Annotated in this window: 9 protein-coding genes; 5 read left to right on the top strand and 4 right to left on the bottom strand. The window is 74.1% G+C overall.

The window, feature by feature from the left end; genetic code table 11:
- Positions 1 to 117 precede the first annotated feature (117 nt).
- Complete coding sequence (locus L3078_RS02420) at positions 118 to 1,584, top strand: MFS transporter (protein WP_239750319.1); 1,467 nt, start codon at positions 118 to 120, stop codon at positions 1,582 to 1,584.
- 9 nt (positions 1,585 to 1,593) lie between these two features.
- Here the strand turns inward: L3078_RS02420 and L3078_RS02415 are convergent, their stop codons facing one another.
- Positions 1,594 to 4,467, bottom strand: coding sequence for a helix-turn-helix transcriptional regulator (locus L3078_RS02415; RefSeq protein WP_239750317.1), 2,874 nt, complete (start codon positions 4,465 to 4,467; stop codon positions 1,594 to 1,596).
- 125 nt (positions 4,468 to 4,592) lie between these two features.
- On the bottom strand, positions 4,593 to 5,324 hold the full coding sequence (locus tag L3078_RS02410; RefSeq protein ID WP_239750315.1) for a hypothetical protein: 732 nt from the start codon (positions 5,322 to 5,324) through the stop codon (positions 4,593 to 4,595).
- Between the two features lie 309 nt (positions 5,325 to 5,633).
- Between L3078_RS02410 and L3078_RS02405 the strand changes: the two genes are divergently transcribed.
- Positions 5,634 to 6,584: a Dyp-type peroxidase gene (locus tag L3078_RS02405; protein WP_239750313.1), complete on the top strand. Its 951-nt coding sequence runs from the start codon at positions 5,634 to 5,636 to the stop codon at positions 6,582 to 6,584.
- Positions 6,585 to 6,587: 3 nt separating this feature from the next.
- Here L3078_RS02405 and L3078_RS02400 read toward each other — a convergent pair whose 3' ends face one another.
- Positions 6,588 to 8,150, bottom strand: coding sequence for an amidohydrolase (locus tag L3078_RS02400; protein ID WP_239750311.1), 1,563 nt, complete (start codon positions 8,148 to 8,150; stop codon positions 6,588 to 6,590).
- Positions 8,151 to 8,378: 228 nt separating this feature from the next.
- Between L3078_RS02400 and L3078_RS02395 the strand changes: the two genes are divergently transcribed.
- From L3078_RS02395 to L3078_RS02385, 3 genes are all read left to right on the top strand, one after another.
- Positions 8,379 to 10,142, top strand: a complete 1,764-nt coding sequence (locus L3078_RS02395; RefSeq protein WP_239750308.1) for an ABC transporter transmembrane domain-containing protein — start codon at positions 8,379 to 8,381, stop codon at positions 10,140 to 10,142.
- Positions 10,143 to 10,273: 131 nt separating this feature from the next.
- Entirely contained in the window at positions 10,274 to 12,157 is a 1,884-nt protein-coding gene (locus L3078_RS02390) for an ABC transporter ATP-binding protein (RefSeq protein WP_420864156.1), read from the top strand.
- Positions 12,157 to 13,221 carry an iron-siderophore ABC transporter substrate-binding protein gene (locus tag L3078_RS02385; protein ID WP_239750306.1) on the top strand — a complete coding sequence of 355 codons (1,065 nt, stop codon included), beginning with the start codon at positions 12,157 to 12,159 and terminating at the stop codon, positions 13,219 to 13,221. Before L3078_RS02390 ends, L3078_RS02385 begins: the two co-directional genes overlap by 1 nt.
- Positions 13,222 to 13,296: 75 nt before the next feature.
- On the opposite strand, the gene L3078_RS02380 is transcribed toward L3078_RS02385, so the two are convergent.
- Positions 13,297 to 13,506: an MbtH family protein gene (locus tag L3078_RS02380; protein ID WP_239750305.1), complete on the bottom strand. Its 210-nt coding sequence runs from the start codon at positions 13,504 to 13,506 to the stop codon at positions 13,297 to 13,299.
- Positions 13,507 to 13,513 lie beyond the last annotated feature (7 nt).

Genomic DNA, 13,513 nt, shown 5'->3' with positions numbered 1-13,513 from the left:
CATCATGCACGACGCGTGTCCCATACACGTCACGTGTGTCATGCATGGTGCGGGTATGCTGCACGCCAGGTGCATGACGTATGCCCGGTCACCGGTTCATCGCACGGAGGAATCCCCTTGACGGCCAACCCCCCGACCGCCGCCCGCCCGGGTGGTGTCATCGCGACGCTGGCACTCGCCGGCATCGTCGCCGCGATCATGCAGACACTGGTGACACCGCTGCTCACCGAGCTGCCCACGATCCTCGACACCAGCGCCGCCAACGCCTCCTGGGTGATCACCGCGACGCTGCTGACGGGAGCGGTCTTCGGCCCGATCGGCGGGCGCCTCGGCGATCTGTACGGCAAGCGCCGCATGCTCCTGGTGTGCTGCGCCCCGCTGATCATCGGCTCGGTGGTGTGCGCCCTGTCCTCGTCCGTCGTACCGATGATCGTGGGCCGCGGGCTGCAGGGCATCGGCATGGGCGTGGTGCCGCTCGGCATCAGCCTGCTGCGTGACGTCATCGCGCCGGAGAAGCTCAGCGGCTCCATCGCCCTGGTCAGCGCCTCCCTCGGCATCGGCGCCGGTCTGGGCCTGCCGATCGCCGCCGCGGTCGCCCAGTACGCCAGCTGGCGTGTGCTGTTCTGGGGCGCCGCCGGGCTGGCCGTCGCGGTCACCGCCATGGTCTGGTTCCTCGTCCCCGAGACCTCGGCCGGCGCCAGGGGGCAGCGCTTCGACTTCGTCGGCGCCCTCGGTCTCGGCGGCGGTGTGGTGTGCCTGCTGCTCGCGGTGTCCAAGGGCGCGGACTGGGGCTGGGGTTCGGCGACCACGCTGGGCCTGTTCGTCGGCGCCGCCGTGCTGCTGCCGGCCTGGGGCCTGTGGGAACTGCGCACCCGCGAGCCGCTGGTGGACCTGCGCACCACCGCGCACCCGCGCGTGCTGCTCACGAACGTCGCCTCGGTCCTCGTCGGCTTCGGCATGTACGCCCAGTCGCTGATCACTCCGCAGCTGCTGAGGTTGCCTGAGGCCACCGGCTACGGGCTGGGCCAGTCCATGCTGGCGATGGCCCTGTGGATGGCTCCGGCCGGGCTGATGATGATGGCGCTCTCCCCGCTGGGCGGAAAGCTCACCAACGCCCGTGGCCCCAAGTTCACCCTGGTCACCGGCTCGCTGGTGATCTCCGCCGGCTACGGTCTCGCGCTGGTGCTGATGGGCTCCACCTGGGGTCTGCTGATCGTCTCCCTCGTCGTCAGCTCCGGCGTCGGCCTCGCCTACGGGGCCATGCCCGCCCTGATCATGAGCACGGTGCCGCTGTCCGAGACGGCCTCCGCCAACAGCTTCAACACGCTGATGCGGGCCCTCGGCACCTCCACCGCGGCGGCCGTGGTCGGTGTGGTGCTCGCCCAGATGACCACCACGCTCGGCGGCTTCAGCCTTCCCTCGGAGGCCGGCTTCCGGACCGGTCTGCTGATCGGTTGCGGTGCCGCGCTGGTCGCCGCGGCGGTCGCCGTGTTCATCCCCGGCGCACGGGCCGCCACCGACGCCGGCCCGGAGCCGGACGAGCGGGAGGCGAGCACGGCGGAGGCGCCGGCTTCCGCCGCATGAGCCGGCCGGTCAGCCGGTCCGGCGCAGCAGTGCGGACAGGGTGAGGCGGGACGAGACGCCGAGTTTGCGGTAGACGCGGAACAGGTGGGTCTCCACCGTGCGCGGGCTGAGGAAGAGCCGCTCGGCGATGTCGCGGGTGCGCAGCCCCTCCGCCGCGAGTTGGGCGATCTGTCTCTCGCGGTCGCTGAGCAGGTTCAGCGCGTTGACCGCCGGGTCGCTCCCGGACAGTTCGGCGCGCAGTTCCTCCACCCGCTCCCGTACGAGCGAAGCGCCGTAGGAACGGGCGACCGTCTCGGCGATGTCGAGCCGCCGCCGGGCTTCGGTCAGGCCCTCGGCCTCCGCGCACGACGGGGCGCCGACCGTCAGCGTCCAGGCGTACTGCACCGGCATGTCGGCGGCCCGGAACGCCCGCGCGGCCAGGGCGAAGAGTTTGGCCGCCGCGTCATGTTCGCCGTCGGCGGCGTGGAGCCGGGCGCGGGCCTCCTGCACGTACGCCTCCTGCACCGGCAGTCCGAGCCGGCCGACCTCCACCTCGGCGGCCTGCACCAGATGGTGCGCCTTGTCGCGGTCCCCGCACTCCAGGGCGGCCGTGGCCGACAGGGAGAGGAGGAACGGCCGGGAGAACGGGCGCACCAGGGGCAGCCGCTCGCCTCCCACGCCCTCCAGCAGGGTCCGCCGACATCCGGCGGCGTCACCGGCGAGCAGCCGTGCCTGCGCGAGCAGCCCCGTCGCCGAGGTGGCCCACCAGCTCTGGCCGGGCGGGGTGACAGTGGTCGCCTCCTCGACCAGCGCGACGGCCTCGGCGGCGTGGCTCCGGCCACGGGACCAGACGAGCGCCGTCGCACGCATCGCCCGCGCCAGGGTGACCGCGCCCTCGGCGCCGATGGCGCGGGCCAGGGTCTCGACCTGTCGGGCCCGCCGCTCGGAGGCGTCCAGGCGGCCTGTCCACTGCTCGACCATGGCGAGGGCCAGCAGCCGGTGCATCAGGATGGGCCGCCCCGCGTCCGAGTCCGCCGTCTCCAGCCCCCGGCCCAGATGCCGTGCCGCGTCCGCGAACCGCTCCAGGTAGAGCTCGGCGCATCCCAGCAGGGCGAGCGTCTCCGGTGTGCGTCCGGCGAGCGGGTCGGGCAGGGCGTCCAGCAGCCGGGCGCAGTCCGTGACCTCGGGGCCCGCTTCGTCGATGTCCCCGGCGTGGGTGGCGCACAGGGCGGACAGGACGCGGAGCACGGTGCGGTCCGCGCGATCGGCTCCGCCCGCCGCCCGCGCGGCCTCCCGGAGCAACGTCCGCGCCTGCTCGTGGGTGCCGCGGACGACATGGATCAGGCCGTATTCGATGGCGAGGCGGACCGCCTCGGCCGGCAGCGGGTCGGGCAGCGGCCGGGGCAGCAGGCCGAGCGCGGCCTCCACGACGGCCGTCGCCTCCTGGTACCGGCCGAGCTGCCGCTCGGCGTCGGCCCAGACGGTGTGGGCCTGGAGCGTCTGGCTGTCGGTGAGCTCCGCCCGGGGGTCGCCCAGCAGTTCATGGGCGCGGGCGCGTGCCTCCTCCGGCTGCCCGGAGGCGATCAGGGCGCGGCAGCAGGCGAGTTCGAGGGCGGTCCGGGCGGCGCGGTCACCGTCGCGGTCGGGCATGGTCTCCAGGGCCAGGCGGAACCAGCGGGCCGCGGTCGCCGGTGTCCGTGCGGCGACCTCGGCGGCTCCCTCGGCCAGCGTGCGGGCGGCGTCGACGCCGTCGGCGCCCAGGAGGTGTTCGGCGTGGCGGGCCCGTTCGGCGGCCCGGCCGCCACGGGCGGTGACCAGGTCCAGGGCGCGGTGGTGGGCACGCAGCCGGACCGACGACCCGGCCCGCTCGTACGCGACGTGGCCTACGACGGGGTGACGGAACCGCAGACCCCCGCTCCAGCCGGCCGGCCGGACCAGGTCCGCGCGTTCCAGCTCGGCGAGCACGTCCAGGGTGGGGTCCAGGCCCAGCCCGGAGACCTGGGCCACGTCCTGCGGGCGGAACGGGGAGCCGAGCACGGCGGCCGCCGCCATCGCCGTCGCGGCCCGGGGTGTCAGCGCGTCGAGTTCGGCGATCAGCGGCTTCGCCTCGCGGAGCAGCCCGTCCAGGTCGGTCCCCGGCCGGTCGGGCCAGTGGCCGGGGCGCCAGCCCGCCGCGACGAGCAGGCGCAGATGGCGCGGGTTCCCCTCCGCGGCGGCGCACACCTGACCCGCGAACTCCCGCAGCGCGGCGGGTTCGTGGGTGTACGGAGCGGGGCCCGCGGGTTCGTGCGTGGGCGGCGCGGTGCTCGCGGACGCGTGCCGGCCGGTGAGCAGGGCGGCCGCCGCCTCCGCGTCGAGCGGGCCCGGTTCGATCCGCGTCACGGTGCCGGCCCGGACCCCGTCCTCCAGCGCCTCCCGCAGCTCGGGCGGGGTCTGCCGGGGCCGGTGGGCGAGCGCGAGCACGAACGGTCCGGACACCACGGAGCGGACCAGCCGGACGAGTGCCGCCGTCGACACGGGATCGCACCAGTGCACGTCGTCCAGCACCAGGACACCCCCGGAGGCCCAGCGGGCGGGCCGGTCGCGGAACTCGGCGAACGCTCTGCCGCCACCGCCCGTCGGCCGGGGGAAGCCCCGCCGGGCCTCGAAGGCGTCACGGAACACCTGGAGCGGGGTCGCGCCGCCGCGCACGGCATGGGCTCGGGCGACCGGGAGCCGTCGGCGTGCCGCCAGTTCCACGAGGGCCGTCGCGAGGCGGGTCTTGCCGATGCCCGGCTCGCCGGTGATCTCCACCACCGAGCCCCGGCCGTTCCCCAACGCCTCGACCACCTGCGCGAGCCGCGCGAGTTCGGCCTCCCGCCCGACGGGGAGCCCTCCGGTCTCCGGTACGGGCACCGCGCTCATGAGTGCCGTTCCCCCTCCGCGTACGGTCCGGCGTTCCCCGGCTCGCTCCGGGCTCGGGGAATCCTCGGGGCAACCCTACAGAAGCAAAAGAGGGTGATCCGCTCGTATGACGTGGGGTGGGGCGGTCAGGGTGAGCCGGGCGGATCCAGGGGGCGGACGACGATCGACCACGGTCCGTCGGAGCGGGCGTAGAGGAGGCAGGGGCCGGTGAGCGGGGCTTCGCCGTGCCAGGGGCCCACGTGGTTGGCCAGCTCGTCGAGGAAGCCGGTGCCGTCGGGTTCGAAGGTGTCGACGAGGAAGTACCCGCCGTCGTCCGCGCGCGGATCGCCCTCGTACCGGAGCGTCGCGACGCCCGGACCTCCGGTGTGGCGCAGCACGTCCGAGGCCGGACGGCGGGTGTGCCCCTCGCAGGGCAGCGCGCTCGACAGCGGGCTCACGTCGACCGTCCACGGTCCGTCAGCCTGGACGCGGAGCGCCCGCACCGGCCGGTCGTCGGCGTTCACCAGGGCCCGGCAGGAGAAGGGGCCGTCGGTGTAGACGAGTTGGCTCTGCGAGTGCAGCCTGCCGTCCAGGGCGTCCACGACGAAGTGCCCGTTCCCCGCGTGCGTGATGTCGAGGATGACCGGCCCCGTCCCGGTGGTCAGCCGGACGACCTCGTCGCCGTCGCCACCGATCCGCTGGAGCGCCGGGCCGCCCGCGGTGAGCAGCGGGGGCGCGTGCCGGGGCGGCTCGTCGCACTTGCCGACGCCGGAGAGCGGCACCGAGCCGGACGGCACCGAGCCGGAGGACGGCAGTGCGCCGGAGGACGGCACCACGGGGGCCTGTCGCCGCGCACGGTCGCGTCGGAACCACTTCATGGAGCCCCCCTGGTGACGTCTGCGCACAGTATTGGGCGTCCGGGACTCCGCGTACACAACGAGGGCCGCACTTCGCCAACCGGCTTCGCGGCGTGGGGGATTGTGGCGTTCCTCATTGTTTGCGGGGGAGTGCGGTCCGGCCGGCATCGTCCTCGTCCCGACCGGGCATGGTGAGGAGGGCGCAACGCGCCCGGGGCGGGCGGTGCGCGACGACGGGGGCGTGTGCGCGCCCACGGCGCCGCCCGAGCCGTCCTGAGTGAATGTCGTCCACGCGTGGTGCGCACGTGTGGTGCGTGAAGAGGGGGAGCCATGGTGCCGCCGGTCGTGCCCGAGGACATTCTGTCGCAGCCGATGCTGAGCCCGCTGACACCCGCCGCCGTCTTCCTGGTCGTCGGCGTCGTCCCCGGCGGCGAGCCGACGGCCCGCGGGGTGCTGGCCGGACTCGCCGGTCTGGAACGGGCGGTGGGCTTCTCCAGCCCCGACGGCGCCCTCGGCTGTGTGGCCGGGATCGGCGCCGACGCCTGGGACCGCCTCTTCGGCACGCCCCGCCCCGCCGCCCTGCACCCCTTCCCGCAGCTGGACGGCCCCCGGCACCGGGCCGTGTCCACCCCGGGCGACCTGCTCTTCCACATCCGGGCGTCCCGCGTCGACCTCTGCTTCGCGCTGGCCGCCGAGATCATGCGGCAACTGCGCGGCGCGGTCACCCTGGAGGACGAGGTCCAGGCCTTCGCGTACTTCGACTCCCGCAACCTCCTCGGCTTCGTCGACGGCACGGAGAACCCGGTCGGGCGCGTGGCCGCCGACGCCGTGCTCGTCGGTGACGAGGACCCCGGTTTCCGGGGTGGCAGCTATGTGCTCGTGCAGAAGTACCTGCACGACCTGGAGTCCTGGGAGAAGCTCCCCGTCGAGGCCCAGGAGAAGGTCATCGGCCGGACCAAACTGACCAACCTGGAGCTGGACGTGGAGGGTTCGCACGTCGACGTGAACACCCTCCTCGGCCCGGACGGCACGGAACAGCGGATACTGCGCGCCGCCATGCCGTTCGGCAGGCCCGGGCAGGGCGAGTTCGGCACGTACTTCATCGCCTACGCCCGCGACCCCTCGGTCCCCGAGGCGATGCTGCGGAGAATGTTCCTCGGCGAACCGCCGAACGGTCACGACCCGATCCTGGACTTCTCCCGGGCCGTGACCGGAACCATGTTCTTCGTGCCGTCGGCGGACTTCCTGCGCACCATCCCGGCCCGGCGCCCGCCGGTCTGACCCTCAGTACGCGTCCTCGCCCCCGACGAACGTCCGCACCACCTCGATGTCCCCGATCCGGGACACGTCCACCCGGCGCGGGTCGTCCCCCAGCACGACGAGATCGGCCCGCCTGCCGGGGGTGAGGCTGCCGGCGTCGCCGTCCCAGTGGCAGGCGCGGGCGGCCTCGACGGTGTACGCGCGCAGCGCCTCCTCGACCGTGATCGCCTCGGCGGGGCCGATGAGGCGGCCGGACTCGGAGGCCCGCTCCACCATGAACTGGATCGCCCGCAGCGGCGCGCCGTTCGCGACCGGGCGGTCCGAGCTGCCGGCGACCCGGACACCGTGGTCGAGGAAGCCCCGGCCCCGGTACAGCCAGCCCGCCCGCTCCTCGCCCATGATCGTGGCGTAGTCGTCGCCGTAGTAGCGCAGGAAGCTCGGCTGGACGACGACCGTGACACCGAGCGCGGCCAGCCGGGGCAGTTGGTCGGGGCGGACCAGACCGGCGTGCTCGACCCGGTGGCGTGCCTCCGGGCGGGGCTTCAGCTTCTGGGCCTTCTCCAGCGCGTCCAGGGCGACGTCCAGGGCCCGGTCGCCGATCGCGTGCACGGCGAGCTGCCAGCCCGCGAGGTGCCCCTCGACGATCGTGCTCTCCAGGACCTCGGGCTCGTGCATGAGTTGACCGGAACCGTCGCTGCCCAGGTAGGGGCTGGTGAGGGCCGCCGTACGGGCCATCATGCCGCCGTCGGTGAAGATCTTGAGCGAGCCGAGGGACAGGGCGCCCTCGCCGAAGCCCGTGCGCAGCCCGAGGTCGATCGCCCGGCCCGTGGTGTCGTCGGCGTCGGCGCGCACCGGGCGCAGCGCGTCGGCGGCCACCATCAGCCGTACCCGCAGCGGCAGTCGGCCCGACTCGTGGGCGAGCTGGTACGCGGCGCCCTCGATGGGGCTGTGCCCGAACAGCCGGGCCCCGACGCCCGCTTCGGCGCACCCGGTGATGCCCTCGGACCGGCAGACGCGGGCGGCGTGCTCGATCGCCGACGCCAGTTCGGTGAGCGAGTGGGGCGGCCGGGACTGCAGCGCGGCCCCCATGGCGCCCTCGGCGAGGAAACCGTCCGGCCGGGCCACCTCCGCCGGAAGTCCTTCGAGCACCGCCGAGTTGACGAGGCAGGCGTGTCCGGAGAGATGGCCCAGATACACCTTGCGTCCGGCGCTGACGGTGTCCAGGTCGCTCGCCGTGAGCGGGCGGTCGAGGGTGCGCTGATCGTAGCCGCCGAAGTCCACCCAGCCGCCGGCGGGCGCCTGCGCCGCCGCGTCGGCGACCACGCGGAGCACGTCGTCCGCGCTGCGGCTCGGCGCGACACTGGGCGCCTTCGCCTTCAAGCCCGCCCACGCCAGGTGCACATGGGCGTCTATGAACCCCGGCAGTACGGTCGCCCCGCCCAGGTCGAGCGTCCGCCGTGCCGGAAGGCCCGCCACGTCCTCGTCCAGGCCGACGATCCGCCCGCCCCAGATGCCGAGTTCCCGGGCGGCCGGGCGGTCCGGATCCATGGTGACGATGTGGGCGTTGGTGATCCTGGTGCTGAGCACGGACAGGTCCTTCCGGTCGGGGCGGAGCGCCCGGTGTGTTCTCGTATCGGTGAAGTCGCTTGGTCCGTATGCCAGTTGACGGTCGATTCGGCTAATGTCCCAGCGTTCGGGGAGGTCGCTCAGGTCTCGAAGACATCTCAGGGCTGGTCCAGGAAGACAAATGTAGTTAGCCTTACCTAAGTTTTCTTGTACGTATCCTGTGTTGGCGAAACCGGTCCGGAGTGTTGCGTGAGAAAAGCGGACCCACCGGGACGGAACGTCCTGTGGCGCGCGGTGGGCGGTCAGCGTCGGGACGTCGTGCTCGGCGCGGTGCTGGGGATGGGGCACCAGACGGGCGAGGCCCTGGTGCCGGTGCTCATCGGACTGGCCATCGAGCGCGGCGTCGTGGACGGCGACATTCCCGGACTGCTGCTGTGGCTGCTCGTCCTGGCCGCCGTGTACGTCGGGCTCTCCTTCAGCTTCCGGTTCAGCGCGCGGGCGGGTGAACGCGCCGCCGTGACCGCCGCGCACCACCTCAGGACCGCCCTCGTCGGCCGTGTCCTCGCACCTGAGGGCGGCGCCGAAGAGGGCAGGCTGCCGGGCGAGTTGACGAACATCGCCACCGAGGACGCCAAGCGGGTCGGCGCCGTCGCCATGGCCCTCATCGTCGCCTTCGCCGCCACCGCCGGGCTCGTCGTCAGCGCGGTCGCCCTGCTGCGGGTCTCGCTCGTCCTGGGCCTGCTCGTCCTCCTGGGCACCCCGCTGCTGCTGTGGCTGGGGCACCTGCTGAGCAAGCCCCTGGAACGGCGCAGCGAGACCGAGCAGGACCGCGCCGCCCAGGCCTCCGGCGTCGCCGCCGACCTGGTGGCCGGGCTGCGCGTCCTCAAGGGCATCGGGGCCGAGCAGGCGGCCGTCGCCCGCTACCGGCGCGTCAGCCAGGACTCCCTCGCCGCCACGCTGCGCGCCGCCCGCGCCGAGGCCTGGCAGAACGGCGTCGTCACCATCCTCACCGGTGCCTTCATCGCCCTGGTCGCCCTCGTCGGCGGACGCCTTGCCGCCCGCGGCGACATCGGCCTCGGTGAACTCGTCTCCTCCGTCGGGCTCGCCCTGTTCATCGTCGGCCCGCTGTCCGAGTTCGCCTGGATCAACGCCGAACTCGCCCAGGGCCGCGCCTCCGCCGCCCGGATCGCCGAGGTGCTGGACGCGCCCGGCGCCGTGCCCGCGAAGGGTTCCGCCGATGCCGCCCCGCCGGCCGGCGTCCAGGGACGGCTGACGCTGCGCGCCCTCACCTACGGGCCCTTGCGCGGGGTCGACCTCGACATCGCGCCCGGTGAGACCGTCGGCGTCGCCACCACCGACCCCGCCGACGCCACCGCGCTGCTGCGCTGCCTCGGTCGGCACACCGACCCCGACGACGGCACCGTGGAACTCGACGGCACCGACCTGACCACGCTCGGCCCCGACGACGTCCGCGCGGCGCTGCTCGTCGCCGACCACGACGCCGACCTCTTCGAGGGCACGGTCCTGGACAACGTCACGGCGGCGATCGCCCCCGGCGCGCCCTCGGGAGCGCCGGGGGGCGCCGCCGACACGGGGGCGGGAGGCGCGGCCGTACCGGCGCACGTCACCGCCGCGATGGTCGCCTCCGGAACCGACGAGGTCGCCCGCGCCCTGCCCGACGGCGTCCACACCGCCGTCACCGCCCGCGGCCGTTCGCTCTCCGGCGGCCAGCGCCAGCGGGTGGCCCTGGCCCGTGCCCTGGCTGCCGACGCGCCGGTCCTCGTCGTGCACGAACCGGCCACCGCCGTCGACGCCGTCACCGAGACCCGCATCGCCGCCGGCATCCGGGACGTCCGCGGCGGACGCACCACCCTCCTGGTGACCAACAGCCCCGCCCTGCTCGCCGTCACCGACCGCGTCGTCCTCCTCCACGAAGGCCGTGTCCTCGCGACCGGCGACCACGAACGCCTCGTCCACGAGCGCGCCGACTACCGGACGGCGGTCCTCGCATGACCGATCAGGTGAGATCCACCGAGGCGGAGGCCGGGGCTGAGGCCAAAGCCGGGGCCGAGGCTGCGGCCGGGGTCGGCGAAGCCCCCGAGCGCTCAGAAGCCTCCGTGGCCTCCGTGGCATCCGCGGCAGCCGTGGCCTCCGCGGCCTCCGCGGCCTCCGGCGCCGACGAGGCCGAACCCCCGCGCGGTGGGCGTGCCGAACCCGTGCTGCTGCCCGTCGCCAGTGCCGCCCGTACGCGGGCCGCGGTCGCCGAACTCCTGCGGCCGCAGCGGCGGTTGGCGGTGTCCGCGTTCGCCGTCATGGTCGGGTCCACCGCCGTCGGGCTGCTCGTGCAGCCCCTGCTCGGCCGGATCGTCGACCTGGCCGCCGACCGGGGGTCCGCCGACGCCATCACCGCCACCGCGGCGCTCCTGGTCGTCGTCGCCGTCGCGCAGGGTGTCACCGCCGGGTTCGGGCTGTCGCAGATCGCCCGGCTCGGCGAGACCACCCTGGCCCGGCTGCGCGAACGCTTCGTCGAGCGCGCACTGGCCCTCCCCCTGGACCGCGTGGAGAAGGCCGGCGCCGGCGACCTGACCGCCCGGGTCACCGCCGACGTCTCCCTCATCGCCGACGCCGTACGCAACGCGCTGCCCGCCCTCGGACGGTCGGTGCTCACCATCGTCCTCACCTTCGGCGCCCTCGCCCTGCTCGACTGGCGGTTCCTGCTGGCCGCCCTGCTCGCGGTCCCCGTGCAGGCGGCCACCGCCCGCTGGTACGTCGCCCGCGCCATCCCGCTCTACGCCGAGCAGCGCGTGGCGGCCGGCGCCCAGCAGCAGCAGATGCTCGACACCATCGGCGGCAGCTCCACCGTGCGGGCGTTCCGGCTGGGCCGCGAGCACACCGACCGGGTCACCGAGCGGTCGTGGTCCGTGGTGGCGCTGACCATGCGGGGCGTACGACTCGTCCTCGGCTTCTACAGCCGGCTGCACATCGCCGAGTACATCGGGCTCGCCGCCGTCCTCGTCACCGGCTACTGGCTGGTCCGCGACGGCTCCGCCAGCATCGGCACGGCGACCGCCGCCGCCCTGTACTTCCACAGCCTGTTCGGCCCCGTCAACGCGGCCCTCGCCCTCCTCGACGACGCCCAGTCCGCCACGGCGGGCCTCGCCCGGCTGGTCGGCGTCACCGACGAACCCGTGGCGCCGCCGCCGCCGACGCGCACCGTCGGCGCCGGCGGTGTCGACGTCACCGTGCGCGGGCTCAGCCACGCCTACCGGCCGGGCCACCCCGTTCTGCACGACATCGACCTGACGATCCGCCACGGCGAACGCGTGGCCCTCGTCGGCGCCAGCGGCGCGGGCAAGACCACCCTGGCCCGACTCGTCGCGGGCATCCAGCCGCCCACCACCGGCGACGTCCTGGTGGGCGGGATCGCGCCCACCGAGCTCGGCGCCGCCGCCTCCCGCACGATCGCCCTGATCACCCAGGAGACCCATGTCTTCGCGGGCCCCCTCGCCGACGACCTGCGGCTCGCCAAACCCGACGCCACCGACGACGAACTGCGCGCCGCGCTCGACCGCGTCGACGCCCTCGCCTGGGCCGAGGCCCTGCCCGACGGGCTCGCCACGGTCGTCGGTGACGGCGGCCACCGGCTCAGCGGCGAGCGCACCCAGGCCCTCGCCCTGGCCCGGCTGATCCTCGCCGACCCGCCCCTGGTGATCCTCGACGAGGCCACCGCGGAGGCGGGCAGCGCCGGCGCACGCACCCTGGAGAAGGCCGTCGCCCGCGCCGTCGACGGCCGGACCGCGCTGATCGTCGCCCACCGCCTCAGCCAGGCGGCGACCGCCGACCGCGTCGTCGTCATGGAGGCCGGCCGCGTCGTCGAGAGCGGCACCCACGACGAACTCCACTCCGCGCGAGGTCCCTACGCCGCCCTCTGGTCGGCCTGGTCGGACGCCCGCGACACCGGCCCCCGGCCGGCCCCCGAGACCCCCACACGCACCGCTCCGCAGAAACCCGAACCGAAGGACCGCTGATGTTCCGCTCCCGCAGAGCGCCACGGCTCGCCGTCGTGCTCGCCTCCGCCTCCCTGCTCCTCGCCACCGCGTGCGGCGGCGGCTCCGACTCCGACGACGCGTCGGGCGCCGGCGCGGAGGCGAGCACCTCCGGTGACTCCGCCTTCCCGGTCTCCGTCGACCACAAGTACGGCAGCACCACGATCAAGGCCGAACCCAAGCGGATCGTCACCGTCGGCCTGACCGACCAGGACTCGGTCCTCGCCCTCGGCAAGGTCCCCGTCGGCACCACCGAATGGCTCGGCGGCTACAAGGGCGCCATCGGCCCCTGGGCCGCGGACAAGCTCGGCTCCGCCGAGGCGCCGACCGTCCTGAAGGACACCGGCACCGGCCCGCAGGTGGAGAAGATCGCCGCCCTCAAGCCCGACCTGATCCTCGCGGTGTACGGCGGACTCACCAAGGAGCAGTACGAGTCGCTGTCGAAGTTCGCGCCCGTGGTCGCCCAGCCGAAGGCGTACAACGACTACGGCGTCCCGTGGCAGGAGCAGACCGAGACGATCGGCAAGGCGCTCGGCAAGGCCGACGAGGCCGCGAAGGCGGTCGCCGACACCGAGGCGAAGATCAAGGCCGCCGCCGACGCCAACCCCGGCTTCAAGGGCGCCACGGCCGTCATGGCCACCCCGTACGAGGGCATGTTCGTCTTCGGCAGCCAGGACCCGCGCTCGCGCCTGCTGACCGGGCTGGGCTTCACCCTGCCCAAGGACCTCGACAAGGTGATCGGCGATCAGTTCGGCGCGAACATCAGCAAGGAGCGCACCGACCTGCTCGACCAGAGCGCCCTCGTCTGGCAGGTCGGCGACGTCACGAAGGACGCCGCCAAGCTGCACAAGGACGCCTCCTACAAGGACCTGAAGGTCGTGAAGGAGGGCCGTGAGGTCTACGTCAACGAGACCAGCGACTACGGCAACGCCCTGTCCATGGGCACCGTCCTCAGCCTGCCGTACGTGATCGAGCGCCTGGCGCCGCAGCTGGCGGCGGCCGTCGACGGCAAGGCGGACACCAAGGTGGAGCAGCCCGCCTCCTGACGCGATCAGGGGCGATCCGCCAGCACGACGAGGGGGGCCGGTCACCGACCGGCCCCCTCTGGTGTGTCTCCCGTGTCAGCCGTCCATCGACTCGGCCAGACTGCGCGGCCGCATGTCCGTCCAGTGGGTCTCGACGTGCTCCACGCAGGCCTGCCGGGAGTCGGGTCCGTGGACCACCCGCCAGCCGGCCGGCACGTCCACGAAATCCGGCCACAAGCTGTGCTGGTTCTCGTCGTTGACCAGCACCAGGTAGGTGCCCTCGGGGTCCTCGAACGGGTTGCTCATGCCACTC

It is taken from the genome of Streptomyces deccanensis (assembly GCF_022385335.1).
Lineage (GTDB): Bacteria > Actinomycetota > Actinomycetes > Streptomycetales > Streptomycetaceae > Streptomyces > Streptomyces deccanensis.
The sequence above is the reverse complement of the archived record's forward strand: the minus strand, read 5'-3'. Positions and strand labels throughout refer to the sequence as shown.